At 66.2% G+C, this 19,850-nt stretch carries 16 protein-coding genes; 5 read left to right on the top strand and 11 right to left on the bottom strand.

Annotated features, from left to right (window positions below; translation table 11 throughout):
• Genes AC56DV_RS20810 through modA form a run of 4 tightly spaced genes read right to left on the bottom strand, consistent with a single transcriptional unit; the run spans position 1 to position 2,930 of the window.
• Positions 1-807: a TOBE domain-containing protein gene (locus AC56DV_RS20810; RefSeq protein WP_496316132.1), complete on the bottom strand. Its 807-nt coding sequence runs from the start codon at positions 805-807 to the stop codon at positions 1-3.
• Entirely contained in the window at positions 797-1,504 is a 708-nt protein-coding gene (locus AC56DV_RS20805) for an ATP-binding cassette domain-containing protein (RefSeq protein WP_496316131.1), read from the bottom strand. The genes AC56DV_RS20810 and AC56DV_RS20805 overlap by 11 nt, the downstream gene beginning before the upstream one ends.
• Positions 1,505-1,514: 10 nt before the next feature.
• Positions 1,515-2,180 carry a molybdate ABC transporter permease subunit gene (gene modB / locus AC56DV_RS20800; protein ID WP_496316130.1) on the bottom strand — a complete coding sequence of 222 codons (666 nt, stop codon included), beginning with the start codon at positions 2,178-2,180 and terminating at the stop codon, positions 1,515-1,517.
• 3 nt (positions 2,181-2,183) lie between these two features.
• Positions 2,184-2,930 carry a molybdate ABC transporter substrate-binding protein gene (gene modA / locus AC56DV_RS20795; protein ID WP_496316129.1) on the bottom strand — a complete coding sequence of 249 codons (747 nt, stop codon included), beginning with the start codon at positions 2,928-2,930 and terminating at the stop codon, positions 2,184-2,186.
• A 96-nt stretch (positions 2,931-3,026) separates the two neighbouring features.
• Here modA and AC56DV_RS20790 point away from each other — a divergent pair, with 96 nt between their 5' ends.
• Positions 3,027-3,533 (top strand): YgjP-like metallopeptidase domain-containing protein, encoded by a 507-nt coding sequence (locus AC56DV_RS20790; RefSeq protein ID WP_496316128.1) that lies wholly within the window; start codon positions 3,027-3,029, stop codon positions 3,531-3,533.
• Between the two features lie 12 nt (positions 3,534-3,545).
• On the opposite strand, the gene AC56DV_RS20785 is transcribed toward AC56DV_RS20790, so the two are convergent.
• The 5 genes from AC56DV_RS20785 to AC56DV_RS20765 form a co-directional block, all read right to left on the bottom strand.
• Positions 3,546-4,079, bottom strand: a complete 534-nt coding sequence (locus AC56DV_RS20785) for an LOG family protein (protein ID WP_496316127.1) — start codon at positions 4,077-4,079, stop codon at positions 3,546-3,548.
• A 2-nt stretch (positions 4,080-4,081) separates the two neighbouring features.
• Positions 4,082-4,858: a hypothetical protein gene (locus tag AC56DV_RS20780; RefSeq protein WP_496316126.1), complete on the bottom strand. Its 777-nt coding sequence runs from the start codon at positions 4,856-4,858 to the stop codon at positions 4,082-4,084.
• A 10-nt stretch (positions 4,859-4,868) separates the two neighbouring features.
• A complete protein-coding gene (locus AC56DV_RS20775; RefSeq protein ID WP_496316125.1) occupies positions 4,869-5,534 on the bottom strand; it encodes a TetR/AcrR family transcriptional regulator in 666 nt (221 codons plus the stop codon).
• A 70-nt stretch (positions 5,535-5,604) separates the two neighbouring features.
• On the bottom strand, positions 5,605-6,843 hold the full coding sequence (locus AC56DV_RS20770) for a patatin-like phospholipase family protein (protein WP_496316124.1): 1,239 nt from the start codon (positions 6,841-6,843) through the stop codon (positions 5,605-5,607).
• An 88-nt stretch (positions 6,844-6,931) separates the two neighbouring features.
• Positions 6,932-7,612, bottom strand: a complete 681-nt coding sequence (locus AC56DV_RS20765; protein WP_496316123.1) for a phasin family protein — start codon at positions 7,610-7,612, stop codon at positions 6,932-6,934.
• A 193-nt stretch (positions 7,613-7,805) separates the two neighbouring features.
• Between AC56DV_RS20765 and AC56DV_RS20760 the strand changes: the two genes are divergently transcribed.
• The 4 genes from AC56DV_RS20760 to AC56DV_RS20745 all read left to right on the top strand — a co-directional run bounded on the left by AC56DV_RS20760 (position 7,806) and on the right by AC56DV_RS20745 (position 15,350).
• Positions 7,806-9,794 carry an SDR family oxidoreductase gene (locus AC56DV_RS20760; RefSeq protein WP_496316122.1) on the top strand — a complete coding sequence of 663 codons (1,989 nt, stop codon included), beginning with the start codon at positions 7,806-7,808 and terminating at the stop codon, positions 9,792-9,794.
• A gap of 137 nt (positions 9,795-9,931) precedes the next feature.
• Complete coding sequence (locus AC56DV_RS20755) at positions 9,932-12,637, top strand: phosphocholine-specific phospholipase C (protein WP_496316121.1); 2,706 nt, start codon at positions 9,932-9,934, stop codon at positions 12,635-12,637.
• Positions 12,638-12,660: 23 nt separating this feature from the next.
• Positions 12,661-13,296: a PEP-CTERM sorting domain-containing protein gene (locus tag AC56DV_RS20750; RefSeq protein WP_496316120.1), complete on the top strand. Its 636-nt coding sequence runs from the start codon at positions 12,661-12,663 to the stop codon at positions 13,294-13,296.
• Between the two features lie 44 nt (positions 13,297-13,340).
• Positions 13,341-15,350 carry a SagB/ThcOx family dehydrogenase gene (locus AC56DV_RS20745; protein WP_496316119.1) on the top strand — a complete coding sequence of 670 codons (2,010 nt, stop codon included), beginning with the start codon at positions 13,341-13,343 and terminating at the stop codon, positions 15,348-15,350.
• Here AC56DV_RS20745 and AC56DV_RS20740 read toward each other — a convergent pair whose 3' ends face one another.
• Together AC56DV_RS20740 and AC56DV_RS20735 are read right to left on the bottom strand one after the other, a co-directional pair.
• The gene (locus AC56DV_RS20740) at positions 15,351-16,247 is read right to left on the bottom strand and encodes a substrate-binding periplasmic protein (RefSeq protein ID WP_496316118.1); all 897 of its coding nucleotides are present in this window, start codon (positions 16,245-16,247) and stop codon (positions 15,351-15,353) included.
• Positions 16,189-19,821: an EAL domain-containing protein gene (locus AC56DV_RS20735; protein WP_496316117.1), complete on the bottom strand. Its 3,633-nt coding sequence runs from the start codon at positions 19,819-19,821 to the stop codon at positions 16,189-16,191. The genes AC56DV_RS20740 and AC56DV_RS20735 overlap by 59 nt, the downstream gene beginning before the upstream one ends.
• Between the last annotated feature and the right edge of the window lie 29 nt (positions 19,822-19,850).

Here is a 19,850-nt window from a genome sequence, read left to right as displayed (position 1 = left end):
TTAAGCGGGCACGCCCACGATCACGCTGGAGGCCTTGAACAGGGCCGTGGCCTCCATGCCCACCTCCAGCGCCAGCGCCTCGCTGCTTTCCAGCGTGACGGTGGCGCCTATGGTGGCGCCGCCCGGCAGCGCAATGCTCACGTCCGCGCTGACCGCGCCCGGCACCAGGCGCGACACCACGCCCTGCAGCTGGTTGCGCGCCGACAGCCGTGCGCCGTCCGCCCGGGTGGCGACGATCACCGAGGAAGCCTTCACCAGCGCGAACGCGTCCGATCCCACTTTCAGCCCCAGGCTGGCGGTGCTCTCGTGCGTGATGATGGCGACGATCTGCTGACCGCCGGCGATGGCGATGGTGATCTCGTCGTTCACCGCGCCAGTCCTGATGGCGGACACGGTGCCGGCAAAGTGGTTGCGCGCGCTGGTTTTCATTTTCATGGTCTGGATCAAAAGGAAATCGTCGGCCAGCGCATGCGACTGGCGGCTCAGGTGTTCCACGAACAGGCGGTGTTCGCGTTCGATCTTGTGGAAGTTCTCCACCAGCTGCGCGCCGCGCTTGGTCAGCCGCGTGCCGCCGCCGCCCTTGCCGCCGGCAACCCGCTCCACCAACGGCTCGCCGGCCAGGTTGTTCATGGCTTCGATGGCGTCCCAGGCGCCCTTGTAGCTCATCTTCACAGCCTTGGCGGCCTGCGTGATGGAGCCGTGCTCGGCGATGCTGGCCAGCAGCGCCACCCGGTTCGAACCGCCCAGGTGTTCGCCGCCCACCGTCATCCAGACCTTGCCCTGCAAAGCCAGTTCGTCATTTGCCATCACAGCCCTCCGTGGTGGCTTCGACGATGGCGCCGTCCGCCATCGTCAGCACATGCCCGCCGAAGACGCGCGCATCTTCCGGGTCGTGGGTAATCATCAGCATGGGGATGTCCAGGCGGCGCTGCAAGGCGTCCAGCTCTTCGCGCATGCGCACGCGCAGCACCGGGTCGAGCGCGGCGAAGGGTTCGTCCAGCAGCAGAGCGGCCGGGTCGGCGATCAGGGCGCGCGCCAGCGCCACGCGCTGCCGCTGCCCGCCCGACAGCTGCGACGGAAGCTGCTGCGCCACCGCCTGCAGCTGGAACGCCTCCAGCCAGTACTCCAGCCGCTCGCCGTCCACGCGCGGCGCCGGGTTGGACCAGCCCAGGTTCAGCCGGCCGCGATGCAGCCCGAACACGATATTCTGCCGTACGTTCAGGTGCGGGAACAGCGCATAGTCCTGGAACAGATAACCCACGCGGCGGCCCTGCACCGGCAGGTTGATGCGCGCGGCGCTGTCGAACAACAGGCGTCCGCCCAGTTCGATGCTGCCGGCGTCCGGCGTGATCAGTCCCGCCACGGCTTTCAGCAGCATGCTCTTGCCGGCGCCGGACGCGCCGTAGATAACGATACGGCGGCTGTCCGAGCGCAGGCGCGCCTTGAGCGTGAATTCGCGCGTGCCGGCGCGCAGGGTCTTGGCGATGTCGAGCTGGATCTGCATATTCTGTCCGTCAGGCGCTGCGGGTGGGCGTAAGCTTGTTGGCCAGCGCCAGCACCGCCACGCAAGTGACCGAGGTGATGATGACCAGCAGGTTGGCGGTGTCGTCCTGCCCCGCCTGCACCGCCTCGTAGACGGCAATCGACAGGGTCTGCGTCTTGCCGGGAATGCTGCCCGCCACCATCAGCGTGGCGCCGAATTCGCCCATGGAGCGGGCGAAGGCCAGCAGGGTTCCCGCCAGCACGCCGCGCCAGGCCAGCGGCAAGGTCACGCGCAGGAACACGCCGATGGCCGACACGCCCAGCACGCGGGCGGCGTCCTCCAGTTGCGTGTCCACCGTTTCAAACGCGGAGCGCGCCGCCTTCAGCACCAGCGGGAAAGCCACCACGGCGGCGGCGATCACCGCCGCCTGCCAGGTGAAGATCAGGTTGATGCCAAAGTGCTCCTGCAGCCAGTGGCCTATCGGGCCGTTGCGGCCGATCAGCACCAGCAGGTAGTAGCCCAGCACCGTGGGCGGCATCACCATCGGCAGGGTCAGGATCGCGTCCAGCATGTCGCGGCCGGGGAAGCGCGCGCGCGCCAGCAGGTAGCCCAGCGCCACGCCGAACACCACGTCCAGCAAAGTGGCCCACAACGCCACCTTCAGCGACAGCGCCAATGCGATCCATGCCGGCTCCATTGCTTACGGGCGTCCGAAACCGTATTTGGCCAGGATGACCTGGCCGGCCGGCGCCTGCGCGTAGGCCGCGAATCTGGCGGCGCCGGCGGCGTTCGGCGCCGTGCGGATGGCGGCGATCGGGTACAGCACCGGCGTTCCGGTCGACACCGGCAGCGCCACTTTTACTTTGTCCTTCATCACCAGCGCATCGGTGGCGTAGACAAAGCCGGCATCGACTTCTCCGCGCGCCACATAGTCCAGGCTGTGGCGCACCGAGGCGCCGAAGATCAGCTTGGGCTCGACAGCGGCCCACAGGCCGGCCTTTTCCAGCGCCTGCTTCGCGTAGCGTCCTACCGGCACGCCGGCCGGGCTGCCCATGGTGACCTTGCCCACGGCGGGCAGGCGCAGGTCGGCCAGACTCTTGACCGGCAAGGTGCTGGCGGCCGGCACGATCAGCACCAGCGAGTTGCTGACGAAGTTTTTGCGGCTGCCGGCGGCCAGCAACCGCTGCTGCTCGGCCTTGTCCATCGCTTCCTGGTCGGCGGACGCGAACACGTCCACCGGTGCGCCCTTGGCGATCTGCGCCACCAGCGCGTCGGAGGCGGCGAAGTTGAGCAGCACCTTGTCGCCGGGGTGCGCAGCCTCGTAAGCCTGCGACAGTTCCTTGAATGCGTTGGTCAGGCTGGCGGCGGCGGACACGGTGATGTCCGCAGCGCCGGCCGCGCCCATGGCGGACGCCAGCGCGGCGGCGAGGCAAATCTTCTTCGGCATCAAGCACTCCTTCAGGATGGAAAACCGCAATATACTCGATTATATAGCGGAATATGATACATTCTCGCCTCCCCACCCATCCGGCAATCCGTATATATGCAGCCCCTGAAGTACCTCAGCGCCTATTCCGAGCAAATGCAGCAGCAAGTCCAGCAACTGATCGCGCAGGACAGGCTGGGCGAAGTGCTGAAAAAGCGCTACCCGAGCGCGCACGACATCCGCACCGACAAGGCGCTGTACCAGTACGTTCAGGATTTAAAGACCGAGCACCTGCGCAACGCCGCGCCGATCGACAAGGTGGCGTTCGACAGCAAGATCCACGTCATCAACCACGCGCTGGGGCTGCATACGTCGATCTCCCGGGTCCAGGGCGGCAAGCTGAAGGCCAAGCACGAAATCCGCGTGGCCACCATGTTCAAGGAAGTACCGCTGGAATTCCTGCGCATGATCGCCGTGCACGAACTGGCGCACGTGAAGGAAAAGCAGCACGACAAGGCGTTCTACAAGCTGTGCACGTACATGGAGCCGAACTACCACCAGTACGAGTTCGACCTGCGCCTCTACCTGACGCAGCTCGATATCAGCGGCAACAAGCTCTGGTAATGCCCGGGTAGCCTAGACGAAGCGCTGCAGCAGCGCGCCCGGCTCCGATTCCACCATCATCATGGCCGCGTGCTGCGGACGGATGAAGCCCTGTTCGGTGGCGTGGCCGATGAAGCCGACCAGGCTGTCGTAGAAGCCGTCCACGTTCAGCAGCCCTATCCGCTTGCTGTGGATGCCAAGCTGGGACCAGGTCAGCATTTCAAACAGCTCTTCCATCGTGCCCATGCCGCCCGGCATGGCAATGAAGCCGTCCGACAGCGAGGCCATCATGGCTTTGCGCTCGTGCATGTCCTTGACCACGAACTGGCGCGTCAGGCCGGTGTGGGCCACTTCGCGCTGCACCAGCGCGGTCGGGATCACGCCCGTCACTTCGCCGCCCAGGCGCAGCACTTCGTCGGCGGTGATGCCCATCAGGCCCACATTGCCGCCGCCGTACACCAGCGACAAATTCATCTCCACCATGCCGCGCGCCAGCGCCCTGGCGGCTTCCGCATAGCGCGGCGAGGCGCCGCCATTGGCGCCGCAGTACACACACAACGATTTCACGCTTACTCTTCCTCGATCTCGGCTTTCGCCAGTTCCACATCCAGCCGCTCGTTCGCATCGCGCGCTTCGTGCGCGGCCGCCTCTTCGTACAGGGCGACAGCTTCGTCCATTTTCTTCTTGCCGTCCAGCATGGCCAGCGCATTGGCATATTCGATACGCGCTATAGCACTGTCCGGATTGAGTTCGAGCGCCTTCTTGAACAGCTTGTAGCCCTCTTCCTTTTTTGCGCCGTAGGTCAGCCCGCCTATCATGGCGCCCACCTTGTCGACGATCTCGGCATGGTAGCTGCCCAGCGCGATATGCGCGTCGGCGTGCTTGGGGGCCAGCTTGATGGCCGTGTCCAGGCTGTTCTTGACCTTGGCGCCGATGCCTTGCGCCAGCGCCTTCACCACCGAGATGCCTTGCGCGTAGCGGCCCAGCGAGTAGGCGTGCCAGTACCAGGCGGCAGCGTTCTTGGGCTGCTCCTGTTGCTGCTGTTCGCAGCGCTCGGACACTTCCAGGAACATGGCCAGCTTTTTCTTCTCGCTCGGTTCCAGATAGGTCGCATAGATGCAGATGGCGCGGTGCGCCACCGAGTAGCCGTCCGCGCCTTGCGCCAGGCCCAGCTCGGCGGCCTGTTCGAAGTTGCCGGCATGGTAGGCGATCCAGGCTTGCACCAGTTCAGCCTTGGCCGGAAAAGGCTCGGCGTCGTTGGCGTGCAGGCGCGGCCAGGCCTTTTTCAGGCTGGCCGCCGTGTAGACGTATGCGTCTTCCGGATAGGGGAAGGTCTTCCATGCCATGCTTATCTCCTCAGGTTATCTTTTTTAAGTATTCTTCCGACAGTTTCTGGAACAGCAATTGGGTTTCATTGCGCAGATAGGGACCGATTTGCGACAGCACCTGGTAGCAGCCGCGCGCCAGCGCGTCCGCCATCGATTGCTGCTCGCTGTATTTGCGCGGATTGCGCACGTATTCGTAGGACAGCCAATACGTCGCCACCACCACCATATTGGTGGACATGGCGTCGATTACGGCGTCCGACGCTTCCAGCGAGCCTTCGCTGCGCAAGTCTTCGCACAGCTGTTTGGCGACCTTGATCTTGTGCGCCAGGATCTGCTTGAAATGCAGTTCCAGTTTGCGGTTGCGCGACAGCAGGTCGTTCAGGTCGCGGTAAAAGAAACGGTAGCGCCAGATCAGCTCAAACATCAGGTGCAGATACAGCCACACGTCCTCGATATTCGAACGGCGCCCGGCCGGCACCTGCAATATGCGTTCGATCTCCCCTTCGAATTGGGTGAAGATGGAATTGACGATGTCGTCCTTGTTTCGGAAGTGGTAATACAAGTTGCCGGGAGAGATATTCATCTCTTCCGCGATGACCGTCGTCGTAATGTTGGGCTCGCCGAATTCGTTAAACAGGCGGAGCGATAATTCGAGTATGCGCTCCCGGGTACGGCGAGGTGCTTTCTGTAGCATGGCGGATGGTCTTTGTTTTTCTTCCCGCAAGGATAACACCGATGCCAGGCTTTTAGAAACGGCGTACCGGTCAGCGGCCATGGGCTACTTTCAGGTAACGCTCCAGGTCCGACAACGCCGCGTCCAGCCGCCCCAGCGCCTTGCGGCGGGGACGCTGGCGCACCAGCGTCAGACTGCTGTCTTGCAGCACACTCAGCTTGAGCCGCATGCCGTGCCGCGCCAGCTTGGGCGCCAGTTCGTGGCGCTGCTGCCACAGCATCAGCCGGGTGTTCTGGTAGGCCTGCTCGCAGGTGCGGCGGCGGTTGTTGTAGCTGAACATATTGGTGAAGAACAGTTCGGCATCGTCCTCGCTGGGCTGGAACAGCAGGATGTCCACCTCGGGGTGGCTGACCTGGTAGCTGGCCAGGCCGGTTTCCAGGCGCGAGTGCAGGATCGAGCGCACGGTCTGCGACAACACGTCGAGCAGGCCGCCATTGGTGAGCTTGCGCGCGCCCTGCTTGAAGCGGGCGTTATAGGGCACGATGGGGTTCACGCACAGCAGCAGGTCCACGCCGTGCTCGAGCGCGATGGAACCGTGCATGGTCTTGCGCAGCGCGCCGTCGACGAAGTGGTGGCCGTCGATTTCCACCGGCGGGAACAGGCCGGGCACGGCGGAGCTGGCTTGCACGGCGACCGAAATCGGCGTGTCGTCCCGGCCCGGTTCGCCGAAGCAGACGGCTTTGCCGGTGTCGAGGTCGGTGGCCACGATGCGCAGCTTGCGCGGCAGCTGGCGGAAGTCGTTGCTGCAGCCCTTGGCGGCGAAAGCGGCTTTGAGGAAATTGCCGATGGCGTCGCCGGACAGAAAGCCGGCCGGCAGCGCCTCGGTCAGGCGCTCGAAAGACGATGCCAGGCTGCCGCGCTGGCGCGCATAGTGCAGCGCGCCGCCGGCCAGCAGGCCGGGCAGCACGCGGGCGCGGCGGCCGAACTCGCGCAGGGCGGGACGCAGCAGGGTTTCGGGTTTGAACAGCATGGCGCCGGCGGGCGCTTGCACGTCGTCGACATCGCTCTCGATGAACAGGCGGCACATCTGGTGCGGCGTGTAGCCGTTGGCCAGCGCCGCGCTGATGATGGCGCCGGCGCTGACGCCGACGTAGATTTCTGCGTCGTTGAGGTCCAGGCCGTCGATCGCTTCGGCGATCGCGGCCAGCGCGCCTATCTCGTAGACGACAGCGAGCGGACCGCCGCCGGCCAGGGCCAGCCCGACCTTGGGTGTTGCGGCCGATCTTGCGGCCGATGCTGTGGCGCGCCCGGCGGCGGGTTTTCTAGGCATAGACTTTCATTTGCAGCATTCCCTCGGACCCGGTCCGCGAACGGACCGGGGGAGGAGGACCGAGGGAACTGTTTCAGCCGGCTTGAACTTAAGCGGCTTTGTTGGCGGCGCTTACCGACTCGGCGGTAGGGAAAGCGATGGCGGCCGCCTTGGGGGCGGCCTTCGGCTTGGCAGCAGCCTTGGCGACTGGTTTGCTCGCCTTGGCGGCCGGCTTGGCGGCGGCTTTCACTGCAGGCTTGGCGGCGGCTTTTTTGGCGACTGGCTTGGCGGCAGTCTTGGCTGCCGGCTTAGCAGCTGGTTTAGCGGCGGCCTTGGCGGCAGCTTTCGGCGCGGCTTTGGCGGCAGGCTTGGCGGCCTTGGCTGGCGCCACTTTCTTGCCGGTCAGCGCTTCCACGGCCTTGGTCAGCGCTTCCACGCGGGCGTTCAGTTCCTGCACGTCCTTCTGGGTCGGCACGCCGATGGTGCCCAGGGCACGCGATACGCGGTCTTCGAACACCTGCTCCAGCTTGTCCCACGAACCGGCGGCCTGCTTGCTCACGCCAGACACCGTCTCGCGCACTTCGGAAACTTTGTCTTCCGCCAGGTCACGGGTGCGCTGCTGCAGCGCGTTGCCCTCTTTTACCAGCTTGGCGAACACACGGCCGCCCTCTTCCTGCGCCTTGGCGAAAGCGCCCAGGCCGGCTTGCCAGATCTGCTGCGCGGAATTGCGAACGGCACTCGCCAATTGCTTGTCGTCGGCATTGGCCAGGGATTTCAGTTTCTTAACCATAGTGGGCTCCATTGGGACTGTCGTTTAATCGGATCGTTCCTTCGATGAAAACATTCTAGGCTCCATTTCTAGAGATGGGCTTCTAATGGGGTAGAGCGGCCGTTCTAATCGAGCTTGCAACAGCGCTTGCCATTTATTGCCTATCCTGTAATGATTGTTCGCGGCAAAACCCTAAGAATAAAGGAGAGACTTAATGCACTATTTTGTTACTGGCGCCACCGGGTTTATAGGCAAGCGCCTCGTGAAAAAACTGCTGGCGCGCAAAGGCAGTGTTGTGTATTTCCTGCTGCGCGAAGGCAGCCGCGACAAGCTGGCCGGCCTGTATGAATACTGGGGCACCACCAAAGCCCGCGCCATTCCTGTATTCGGCGACCTGCGCAGCGCCAAGCTGGGCGTCTCCAAGGACGACATCAAGAAGCTCATCAAAACGGTCGATCACTTTTATCACCTGGCCGCCGTCTACGATATGCTGGCCGACGCCGACGAACAGACCGCGGTGAATGTGGAAGGCACGCGCAACGCGGTCGATTTCGCCAACGCGATCCAGGCCGGGATACTGCACCACGTCAGCTCGATTGCCGCCGCCGGCATGTTCGAGGGCATTTTCCGCGAAGACATGTTCGACGAAGCCGAGAATCTCGACCATCCTTATTTCGCCACCAAACACGAATCCGAGAAAATCGTCCGCAATGAAACCAAGGGCGCGTGGCGTGTATATCGTCCCGGCCTGGTGGTGGGCGATTCCAGGACCGGCGAAATGGACAAGATCGACGGCCCGTATTACTTCTTTAAACTGATCCAGCGCATCCGCCAGCTGTTGCCGCCATGGATGCCCACGATCGGCATTGAAGGCGGCCGCATCAACATCGTGCCGGTGGACTACGTGGTCAACGCGATGGACCATATTTCCCACCAGCCCAAGCTGGACGGGCGCGCCTTCCACCTGACCGACCCGGAACCGATGCGCGTGGGCGAAGTGCTGAACACCTTCTGCCGCGCCGCGCACGCGCCCACCATGAGCATCCGCATCAACGCCGCGCTGTTCGGCTTCATCCCGAAGTCGATCAAGAAAGGCGTGTTCGCGCTATCGCCGGTGCGCCGCGTGCGCGACGCGGTGATGAAGGACCTGGGCCTGCCGCCGGACCTGATGACCTTCGTGAACTACCCTACCCGCTTCGACAACCGCGACACCGCGCAGGCACTGAAGGGCACCGGCATCGCCTGCCCGCCGCTGGAGAAGTACGCGGCGCCGGTGTGGGATTACTGGGAGCGCAACCTGGACCCGGACCTGTTCATCGACCACACCCTGCGCGGCCAGGTGGCCGGCAAGGTGGTGCTGGTGACGGGCGGCTCGTCCGGCATCGGTCTTGCGGCGGCGCACAAGCTGGCCGAAGCGGGCGCCATCACCATCATCTGCGGGCGCGACGAAGACAAGCTGCTGGAAGCGAAGAAGGAAGTGGAAGCGCGCGGCTTCGAGCTGATCACCTATCCGGCCGACCTGTCGGACATGGCCGACTGCGACCGCTTTGCGCAGGTGCTGATCGCCAACCATGGCGGCGTGGACGTGCTGGTGAATAACGCCGGCCGTTCGATCCGCCGCGCCATCGAGGCCAGCTACGACCGCTTCCACGATTTCGAGCGCACCATGCAGCTGAACTACTTCGGCGCGCTGCGCCTGACCATGGCGCTGCTGCCGTCGATGACGGCCAAGAAGCGCGGCCACGTCATCAACATCTCGTCCATCGGGGTGCTGACCAACGCCCCGCGCTTCTCGGCCTATGTGGCGTCCAAGGCTGCGCTGGATGCGTGGACCCGCTGCGCCTCGTCCGAGCTGCAGGATCTGGGCATCAAGTTCACCACCATCAACATGCCGCTGGTGCGCACGCCGATGATCGCGCCGACCAAGATCTACCAGAACGTGCCGACGCTGTCGCCGGAGGAAGCGGCCGACCTGATCGCCGAGGCCATCGTGTGGAAGCCGGTGCGCATCGCCACCCGCGTGGGCATCTTCGGCCAGGTGCTGCACGCGCTGATGCCGCGCGTGGCGCAGATCGTGCTCAACACCAGCTTCCGCATGTTCCCCGATTCGGACGCGGCCAAGGGCGGCGACGGCAAGAAGCCGCCGCAGATGTCGTCCGAGCAGATCGCCATGCAGCAGCTGCTGCGCGGCGTGCACTTCTAAGCCTCCCCGCCCCCGCGCACCGGAACGCTCCGGTGCGCGTCTGCAATCATGCAGTCATAATTGATTGCTAACATTCTGTACTTGACATGACAGCGGCTCCGCGATCGCGCAGGCGCCACCACATCCAAGGACGGCACATGATTTCTGCAGGCAGACGCAAGTTTCTCCGATTCGCCGCCGCCACCGCCGGCACCAGCGCCACGTCGATGTTCCCCGGCCTGATCGGGGAAGCGCTGGCCATACCGGCCAACAACGCCACCGGCACCCTGGCCGACGTCGAGCACGTGGTCATCTTCATGCAGGAAAACCGCTCCTTCGACCATTACTTCGGTACCCTGTCCGGCGTGCGCGGCTTCGACGATCCGCGCGCGATCGACCTGCCGAGCGGCCATCCGGTCTGGTACCAGCCCAACAGCGCGGGCGGTTACGTGCTGCCGTTCCATTTCGACGCGCTCAACACCAGCGCCCTGTCCGTCGGCACCAACCATTCCTGGAAAGGTGCGCAGACCACCTGGCAAGGCTGGGACGCATGGGTCAAGCAGAAAACGCCGCAAACCATGGGCTATTTCGACCGCGGCGACCTGCCTTTCTACTATGCGCTGGCCGACGCCTTCACCATCTGCGACGCCTACCATTGCTCCATCTTCGGGGCCACCGATCCGAACCGCATGTATTCGCTGACCGGCAGCAACCAGGGCTGGATGGGCGCGATGGGCAGCCTGTACAACATCAGCCCGTCCGGCTACTACAACAACGACCCGGCCCGCGACGACATCTCCGCCGCCGTCACCGGCAGCGCGCCCAATTGGCGTACCTATGCCGAAGTACTGGAAGCGAACCAGGTCAGCTGGAAGGTCTACCAGGAATGGGACAACTACGGCGACAACTACCTGGCCTACTTCAAGAACTTCCGCGTCAACGCGGACGGCAGCCGCCTGTCTTCCAGTTCGCCGCTGTACCAGAAAGGCCGGGCCCTGGCTCCCGGCTCGACGGAAGCCAACTCGCCCGGCACCAAGGGCGACTGGCTGGTGCAAGCCTTCGCCAGCGACGTGCGCAACAATGCGCTGCCCCAGGTATCCTGGATCTGCGCGCCCAACGACTATACCGAGCACTCGCCGAACTCGCCGAACGCGGGCGAGAATCTGACGGCCCGTCTGCTGGCCGCGCTGGTGGCCAATCCGGCGGTCTGGTCGAAAACCGTGTTCCTGTTGTGCTATGACGAGAACGACGGCTTCTTCGATCATGTGCCCTCCGAGCTGGCGCCGCTCAGCGCCGCCATGGGCAAGACCACGCTGGCCGACATCGGCGCCCACGAAAACTACCAGGGCATACCGGTCGGCCTCGGGCCGCGCGTGCCCATGCTCGTCATTTCCCCTTGGAGCAAGGGCGGGCGCGTGTGCTCCGAGCTGTTCGACCACACCTCCAAGCTGCGCTTTCTGGAAGAATGGCTGGTGGCGGGACGCGGCAAGGACCGCGCCGCCGTGCGGTGCGGCCTGATCTCGCCGTGGCGCCGCACGGTCTGCGGCGACTTGACGTCCGCTTTCAACTTCGGCGCACCCAACGCTGCCTGGCCCGCCAGCGTGCCGAAAACGGCGGCCTACACGCGCGTCTCCGGCAAGCCCTACCCGGCGCCGCCCACCGTGCAGACCCTGCCAAAGCAGGAGCCTTGCCCGACCGTCACCGGCACCCGCTACGCCTGCGCCCTGCCTTATGAGCTGCACGTGCACGGCCGCGCCGTGGCCGCCAGGCAGTTTGCGCTTAGCTTCGGCAACAGCGGCAAGACTGGCGCCGCCTACCGCGTCTATTCAAGTTTGCGCACCGACGGCCCTTGGTATTACACGGTGGAGGCGGGCAAAAGCATAGAGCAGGAAGTATGGAACTGGAGCGGCGCCACCTATGAGTTGAGCGTCCATGGCGCCAACGGCTTCCTGCGCCAGTTCAAGGGCGCCACCGCGCTGGCGGCCGGCGCCCGGCCGGAGCTGCAGACCGTCTACGACACCGCAAGCGGCGACATCGAGCTGGTCCTGTCCAATCTGGACGGCCTTGCCGCCTGCACCTTCTCCATCACGGACAACGCCTACGGCGCTGCCCAGTCCGAGTACGACGTGGCGGCGGGCCAGCAGCTGGCGATCCACTGCGCGCTGGACAACAGCTTCGGCTGGTACGACTTCAGCATCGGCTGTAAACACGACCCATTATGGCTGCGCCGCGCGGCAGGCCACGTCGAAGACGGCCGCCCCAGCCGCACGGACCCGATGATAGGCACCAACAAGGTGAAAATCACCTTCGACACCAGCACGCCGTATGTGAGCAAAGGCGCCGCCGCCGTGTTCACCTACGCCGCCCCGGCTGGCAAGACCGATCCGAAAAACTGGATCGGCATCTACGCGCCCGGCACCTCGCCCGGCAAAGGCAGCGCCGCGCTGTGGGCCTATGCGCCCGACGCCAGCGGCTCCGCCTCGTTCAACACCGCTGCCCTGGCCGTGGGCGAGTACACCGCCTGGTATCTGTACCAGGACGGCTATGCGGCGCTGGGCGGCCCGGTCAGCTTCAGTGTCGCCCAGCTGACGACGGCCACGGCCAGCGTTCCGAAGGGCGCACCTGTCGCCTTCAGCTATGCCGTGCCGGCAGCCAAAGTCACCAGCACCAACTGGATCGGCATCTGGCCGGCAGGCGCCACGCCGGGCAGCGGCACCTATCTGACCTGGCAGTACGTGACCCTGGCGAACGGCAATGCCAGCTTCGACACTGCCAAGCTCGCGCCGGGCAACTACTCGGCCTGGTGCCTGTACAACGACGGCTACGGCCTGCTGGCCGGTCCCTGCAATTTCACGGTCGCCTGAACGGCGCAACCCAGGACAACACAATGAAAACAATCGTACACTCCCTGTTCGGGTTGATGCTGGCGGTGTCGGCGCCCCTGGTCCAGGCCGGCGTCCTCGCCTTCGACAGCCGCGCCGCCTTCAACGCCCAGGGCAGCATCGCCTACAACAGCAATTTCGACGATTTCGGACGCGGCTATCATTTCCCAGGCTACGGATACACGCGCGGCGACGTCAGCTACCTGTCGGAGGAAAACCTGATCGTCGGCGCCGGCACGCCCTACTCGGTCGGCGCCAGCCGTGCCGTGATGAGCAATGAATACTGGTCGCCGCTGGAAGCCCGGATAGCCGGCGCCACCGCCTACACCCTGCTCGGCTTCGACGCTGCTGTCACCCGTGGCGTGGTCGGCGTCACGGTCGACACCAACCAGGGCAGCTACCGCTTCGACGGCGTGGCGTTGCCCGATGGCTCTTCGGCCTTTGCCTTCCTGGGCTTCCGGGCCGATGGCTTGAACGAGTACTTCACCGGCTTCCGCATCGAGACCCAGGGCGTGGGCCATCTTGCCGGCGTCACGGGCGTCGCCGTCGGTACCGCGTCGGCCGTACCTGCGCCGCCCAGCATGGCGCTGCTGCTGGCCGGACTGGGCTTGATCGCCGCCCGGCGCCGGCGCCGGGGCTGACTACGGTTCTCACGCCGAGCCGCCATCGGCGCTAGAATGTGCCGATGGCGCCGAAAATCCTCTGGGTTGCATTGCCGCTGCTGCTGTATGCCGTCTGGCTGGCAGCAATGCGCTGGCGCGGGCGTACGCCGGGGCGGCTGGCCCTCAACGTGCACACCAGCGTGCTGCTGCTGTGCTATCTGCTGAGCACTGCCGGGCTGGGTATTTTCTGGGTCGCCAACCAGCAGTTGCCGGTGTTCGACTGGCACTACCTGTTCGGTTACGCCACGCTGCTGCTGGTCTTCATCCATCTGTGCTTCAACTTGCCGCTGGTGCTGAACTGGCTGCGTAACCGTGCGCCGGCGGCGCGGCCTGCCTCGGCCGGCACCGTCCCGCGCGGCGCGCCGGCGCTGGGCATGCCGCTGGCGGTCCTGGCCGCGCTGGCGGCCGCGTTCTTCCTCGGCATGCGCCATGGCGCGGGCGACCTGCCGCTGCAGGCGGGCGCCGGGACCGCCTCGGATGCAGGAGGCGCAGGAAACGCAGGAGGCGCGGGGGGCATCGGCGGCGCGGCGGCGGTACTTCGCTACCACGAATTGTCGTCCGAGTCGCGCCGCAGCGTGTTCCTGCGCGCGCCCGGCATCGAATGGGGCGATGCGCCGGAGCCGTTCAAGCGCTATCCGAACGCGCGGCAGGTGGCGCTGCCGGCCGCCAGCCCGGCCTCGCAGCCGCTGCAGGCGGCCATGCGCGGCCCGGCGGCCACGCCGCAGCGCCGTCTTCGGCTGGACGAACTGGCGCAGATCCTGCACCTGGCGGCAGGCGTGACCGCGCATCGCGGCGGACGGGCGTTGCGGGCTGCGCCTTCTTCCGGGGCGCTGTTTCCCAGCGAGCTGTATGTGGCGGCGCGCACCATCGACGGGCTGGCTCCCGGCCTGTACCACTATGGGCCGGAGCAGCACCGTCTGGCATGGATCGGCCCGCTGCCGGCCGCAGCGGACGGCTTGGGTGCGCCCGCCGCGCAGGACGCGGATGCATTGCTCGTCCTGAGCGCGGTTTTTCGCCGTACCGGCTACAAGTATCACAACCGCGCTTACCGCTATGCCGCTGCCGATGCGGGCCACTTGCTGGAAAACCTGCGCATTGCGGGCCACCAGGCAGGCATGCACGCTACGCTGCTGCCGCAGTTCGACGAGGCCATGGCGGCGCGCGCGCTGGCAATCGACGGCGTGGAGGAAGGCGTGCTGGCGATGATGGCGCTGCGGCGGTCCGGCCCGGTGCCGGTGCCCGGCACGGAGCGAGCGCCAGCCGCGCAGGAGTATTCGGCAGCGGCGGCGCCGGCAGCACCAGCGGCGCCAAGGTCCGCGCCCTCGCCCCCGCCCGCGCCACAGGCAGCGCAAGCAACGCTGGGCGCGACTGGTGTGATTCATCAGGCAACGTCGCTGCGGCTGCTGCCCCGCGCCGGGGAGGACACGGAAGCCGCTGCGCCGCCATATGGCCGCCTTGCTGCGGACGCCCTGCCGCAGGGCGCGCTGCGCTTGCCCGCGCCGGTTGCCGCACCCGCAAGCGCGCACGCCGTCATCGCGCAGCGGCGCAGCGTGCGGCGCTATACGTCCGGACCGGTGCCGCTGGCCGCGCTGGCCACCGTCCTGGAGGGCATGGCGCAAAACCCGCAGCTGTCGGACGCGATCCGCATCGACCTGGTGGTGAACCGCGTGGCGGGCCTGGAGCCGGGCGTCTACCGCTATCTGCCGCAGCATGCCCTGCTGCCGGTAACGAAAGGGGACTTTGCCGCCCGCGCCCAGCAGGCGGCGCTGGCGCAGGACGTGATCGGCGGCGCGGCCGTGGTGCTGGTGCTGTCCGCCGACACCGCCGGCACGCTGGCGCAAGGCGCGCGCGGCTATCGGCATGCGTTCCTGGAAGCGGGCATGGTGGGCGAACGCTGGCTGCTGGGCGCCGTCGCGCAGGGGCTGGCGGCCTGCCCCGTGGGCGCCTTCTATGACGACGAAGCCGCCGCGCTGGTGCAGGCGCGCGGGCGCTGGGTGCTGCACTTCGCCGCGCTGGGCCAGCCGGCCAAGTGACTAGGGCGTGCCCTTCCCTTGCAGGCGCACGTCGGGCGGCAGCGAGGTGGACGGCAGCCAGTACTGGTGCAGCCGCAGGAATGTACCGTCGCGCTTCATGTCGCGCAGCGCCGCGTCCCAGGCGCGCACGGTTTCCGGCGCCGTATCCCTGGAAAAGCCGAAATAAACGTCGTCCACGCTGAGCTGCTTGACCAGTTCCGCGTCGTCGGGCGCGTAGCCGGCTTTCTCCAGCGCCGGCCCCACCAGCTCCTCGCCGTCGAACCACAAGTCGAAACGCTTGCTCATCAGCATGCGCGCCCCTACCTCCGAGCTGACCGGTTCGTCCGTGACGTTGTAGCCGAAGCTGCGCGCGCGCTGCACGAAGATGCTGCCGCGCCGCGCGGCCCCGCGCAGCTTGTAGATGCCGTCGCCCAGCGCGCGCAGTTCGGCGCCCCGCCCTTTCAGCGCATACGCCGATACGTGCGCGACGAACACCGGGCCGACGAATACCAGCCGCCGTTCGCGCTCGGGCGTGCGTACCACGGACAGCAGCAGCACGTTGGCTTCGTTCATGGCGATGGTGTTGGCGCGCGCCCAGGGGATGATCTGGACCGGCTCGCGGCCACCGGTGCGCTGCTGGATCTGCTGCGCCAGGTCCACCGCAAAGCCGGACGGACGGCCGCGGTCCATGAAGCCGATCGGCTTGCTGTCGATCGTGTAGATGCGCAGCGGCGCGGCAGCCCGGGCTTGCGCGGGGCGTGCCGGCACCAGCGCAAGTACCAGCGCCAGCACCGGCGCCAGCATCAGCGCCAGCCCAAACCAGGCGTGCGCCCCGCGCCGGCGCACGCTGGCGGCCACCTCAGGCCGCTTGAACGGGCTGCTGCCCGTGCAGCTGGCTGTGCAGGCGGAAGCCTTCACGGATGTTCTCGCGCAGCACCGCGCCCTTCCACGGCTTGGTGTAGAAACGGTCGATGGCGCCGTGGTTGATGGCGGCCATGATGGGCGTCAGGTCCGCATAGGCCGACAGCATGATGCGGAAGGTGTCCGGCGCCAGGTTCTTCACCCGTTCCATGAACTCGGTGCCGCTCATCAACGGCATGCACTGGTCGCACAGGATCACCTGCACCTGGTGCCGCGCCAGCACGTCGAAGCCTTCGGCAGCCGTCTGCGCGGTGAGGATGCGGTAGCCGTCCTGCGACAGGAAGTCGCTCAGCACGTCGAGCATGAAGGCGTCGTCGTCGACGATCAGCAGGGTTTGCTGGTCGACCTGGTTCTCGTCCACCGGCGCCTGCAGGTATTTGCCCTCCCTCAGCATGGCCTCGAACTCGTCCTCCGGCAACGGGCGGCTGAAGTAGTAGCCCTGCATCTCGTCGCAGTTGTGGCGCCGCAGATAGGCCAGTTGCGCGTCGCGCTCCACGCCTTCGGCGATCACCTGCAGCTTCAGGCTGTGCGCCATGTTGATGATGGCCAGCACGATGGCCGCGTCGTCCGGGTTGCTGGTCACCTCACGCACGAAGGCGATGTCGATCTTCAGCTTGTCGATCGGGAAGCGCTTCAGGTAGGCCAGCGAGGAATAGCCGGTGCCGAAATCGTCGATGGAAATCTGGATGCCCAGCTTCTTCAGGTTCTGCAGCACCGTGATGGTTTCCTCGGCGTTCGACATCAGCGAGCTTTCGGTCAGCTCCAGCTCCAGCAGCTCGGGCGCGATGTCGTGCTCCTTGATGGCGCGCATGACCTCCTCTTCCAGCCCGCCCACGAAGAACTGGATGCCGGACACGTTGACCGACAGGTGCACCGCGCCGATGCGGGTCTTGCCCCATTCGGCGATCTTGCGGCAGGCTTCGTTCAGCACCCAGGTGCCGACCCGCACGATCAAGCCGGTTTCCTCCAGGATCGGGATGAACAGCGCCGGCGACACCATCCCATGGCCCGGCCGCTTCCAGCGTATCAGCGCCTCGGCCCCGCTCAGACGGCCGCTGCTGATGTCGATCTTGGGCTGGTAGTACAGCACGAACTCATTGTTGTCGATGGCGCGCCGCAGCGCGTTCTCCAGGTCCAGCCGCGCCAGCGACTGCGCGTTCATCTCGGCGGTGAAGAAGCGGAAGGCGTCGCGCCCGGCCTCCTTGGCGCGGTACATGGCGGTGTCGGCGTACTGGATCAGGGTGTCGGCGTCGCTGCCGTCCTCGGGAAACACGGAGATGCCGATACTGGCCGTCACCGTCACCTCGTGGCCCTTCAGGTCGAAAGGCTTGCGCATCGCCTCGCGGATCTTGTCCACCACCGCGATGGCGTTCTGCGCCCCTTCCGGCAGCATCAGGATGGCGGCGAATTCGTCGCCGCCGAAGCGGCCGATGGTGTCGCGCACGCGCAGGCAGTCCACCAGGCGGCTGGAGAACTGGCGCAGCAGCTCGTCGCCGATGGTGTGGCCCAGCGTGTCGTTGATGTTCTTGAAGCGGTCCATGTCCAGGAACAGCACCGCCAGCGCCCACTTGTGCTCGCCGGCCTGCTGCAGCGAGTGGCTCAGCGAATCGTAGAACTGGCTGCGGTTGGGCAGACCGGTGAGGGTGTCGAAGTGGGCCAGCTTGAGCAGGCGCTGCTCGGCCTCCTTGCGCTCGGTGATGTCGCGCGCCACCGCCACCAGGATCCAGTTCTGGCCCGAGCGCAGCGTGCGGCGCTGCACTTCCACCGACAGCGGCGAGCCGTCCTTGCGGGTCAGCAGCAGCTCGGCCATGGCGCCGCTCTGGTCGCCGGCCAACAGCTTGTCGTACAGGTCCTCCAGGCGGCGCAGGTCGCCGTCGATGGACTTGTTCGGCCCCACCTTGAGGAAGTCCTCGCGCAGGTAGCCCAGCATGCGGCAGGCGGTCGCGTTCACGTCCACGAAGCACATGCCGGCGCGGTCGACCAGGAAGATGGCGTCGGCGGTGGCGTCCATCGCCAGGCGGAAGCGGCGCAGGTCCTCGTCCAGGCGGATGCGGGCGTTCATGTCCAGCTGCAGCTGTGCGTGGTGGCGGCGAATCTCGTCGTACAGCAGCAGGTTTTCATAGGCCACCGAGATCTGCGCGGCCACCGTGGCGGCCACCCGCTCGTCCACTTCGCTGAAGCTGTCCGCGCCCAGCTTGTCCACCAGGTACAGCCAGCCGTGGGTGCGCTCGCGCGAGGCGATCGGCACGCCGAGGAAGGAATGCACCGGCGGATGGCTGTCCGGCAGGCCGATCGCTTGCGGGTCGCCCGGCAGCGCGTCGATGCGCACCGGCTGGCGCTGTTCCAGCAGCCCGCCCAGCACGCCGGCGCGCGGCGTGGAGGCGATCAGGCGCGCCTGCTGGCCCACGCCGCAGGCGGCGAAATGGCTCAGCTCCTGCGCGCCCGATTCCAGCACGCCGATGCAGGCGTACTTGGACACGCAGATGTTCTGCGCCACGCGGCATCCCACCTCGATCAGCGCCTGCGGGTCGCGCTCGGCGCCCAGCTCGATGCCCAGCTCGATCAGCGCGGTCAGCCGCAGGCTCACCGCCTGCAGGCTGGACAGGGAGCGCGACAGGCGCTCGGTCATCGACGTCAGGTGCTCGGCGCCGGGCTCCCGCCCGTCGCCGGTGCTGGCCAGCTGCGAAATGAGGGCGCTGCTCGACTCCAGTTCGCCCAGGTATTCGGCCACCTTGTGGTCGATGTCCAGGAAGCGCCCGCCGCTGGGCGGCTCGGGCGCGAACTGCGGCACGCTGTCCTCCTCGTCGGGCGTGACGCCCAGCGCTTCGCGCACCGTGCGCAGGATCACGTCCGGGTCGGACGGCTTGGGCAGCACCCAGCGCACGCCGCAGGCCTCGGCCACGGCCATGGCCTCGCGCTCGCGGTAGGTGGCGGTGTAGAAGATGATGGGCACGTGCGCCGTGTCCGGATTGCTGTGCATGCGCGTGACGAACTCGTAGCCGTCCATGTTCGGCATCAGGATGTCCGAGATGACCAGGTCGGGCCGCTCGGCGCTGACCATCTTCAGGCCCTCGGCGCCGTTGGACGCTTCCAGCAGCCGGTGGCCGCCGTAGCCCAGCAAGGTCATCAGGAACTCGCGGTTGAGCACGTGATCGTCCACGATCAGGATCGTGGCAATGTCGTTTTTAGCCGGGGGTGACACTTCCCCCGGCAAAAAAGACTCGATCTGGGTGACGAAGGTGTCCGGCTCGATGGGCTTGCCGATGTAGCCGTCGAAGCCGGCCGCCAGCAGCCGCTCGCGGTCGCCCACCATGGCCAGCGCGGTCACCGCCAGCGCCGGGATGGACCGCAGCGCCGGGTCCTGCTTGAGCTGCGCCACCACGCCGTAGCCGTCCAGCTTGGGCAGATGCACGTCGCAGATGATCAGGTCGGGCAGCTCGCGCCGCGCGGTGGCCACGCCCTCCTCCCCGTCATGCGCCATCAGCGGCGTATAACCGAAGGCGTTGAGCAGATACACCATCAACTCCATATTGGTCGGATTGTCTTCTATGATAAGGATGCGTGCGGACACGTTTGCGCTCCCGGTTAAGTCGATTCTTC

The organism is Massilia sp. BGA-UO-ETr-WB1 (assembly GCF_059567845.1).
This window is presented reverse-complemented; position numbering and strand designations above follow the sequence as displayed.

What these genes read in the sequence shown, in the direction of transcription:
- AC56DV_RS20750 (WP_496316120.1), top strand. Translation starts at nt 12,661, where the DNA reads ATGAAAACAATCGTACACTCCCTGTTCGGGTTGATGCTGGCGGTGTCG.
- AC56DV_RS20770 (WP_496316124.1), bottom strand. Translation starts at nt 6,843, where the DNA reads ATGCCTAGAAAACCCGCCGCCGGGCGCGCCACAGCATCGGCCGCAAGA.
- AC56DV_RS20780 (WP_496316126.1), bottom strand. Translation starts at nt 4,858, where the DNA reads ATGGCATGGAAGACCTTCCCCTATCCGGAAGACGCATACGTCTACACG.
- AC56DV_RS20790 (WP_496316128.1), top strand. Translation starts at nt 3,027, where the DNA reads ATGCAGCCCCTGAAGTACCTCAGCGCCTATTCCGAGCAAATGCAGCAG.
- AC56DV_RS20805 (WP_496316131.1), bottom strand. Translation starts at nt 1,504, where the DNA reads ATGCAGATCCAGCTCGACATCGCCAAGACCCTGCGCGCCGGCACGCGC.
- modB (WP_496316130.1), bottom strand. Translation starts at nt 2,180, where the DNA reads ATGGAGCCGGCATGGATCGCATTGGCGCTGTCGCTGAAGGTGGCGTTG.
- AC56DV_RS20745 (WP_496316119.1), top strand. Translation starts at nt 13,341, where the DNA reads ATGGCGCCGAAAATCCTCTGGGTTGCATTGCCGCTGCTGCTGTATGCC.
- AC56DV_RS20760 (WP_496316122.1), top strand. Translation starts at nt 7,806, where the DNA reads ATGCACTATTTTGTTACTGGCGCCACCGGGTTTATAGGCAAGCGCCTC.
- AC56DV_RS20755 (WP_496316121.1), top strand. Translation starts at nt 9,932, where the DNA reads ATGATTTCTGCAGGCAGACGCAAGTTTCTCCGATTCGCCGCCGCCACC.
- AC56DV_RS20775 (WP_496316125.1), bottom strand. Translation starts at nt 5,534, where the DNA reads ATGCTACAGAAAGCACCTCGCCGTACCCGGGAGCGCATACTCGAATTA.
- AC56DV_RS20810 (WP_496316132.1), bottom strand. Translation starts at nt 807, where the DNA reads ATGGCAAATGACGAACTGGCTTTGCAGGGCAAGGTCTGGATGACGGTG.
- AC56DV_RS20765 (WP_496316123.1), bottom strand. Translation starts at nt 7,612, where the DNA reads ATGGTTAAGAAACTGAAATCCCTGGCCAATGCCGACGACAAGCAATTG.
- modA (WP_496316129.1), bottom strand. Translation starts at nt 2,930, where the DNA reads ATGCCGAAGAAGATTTGCCTCGCCGCCGCGCTGGCGTCCGCCATGGGC.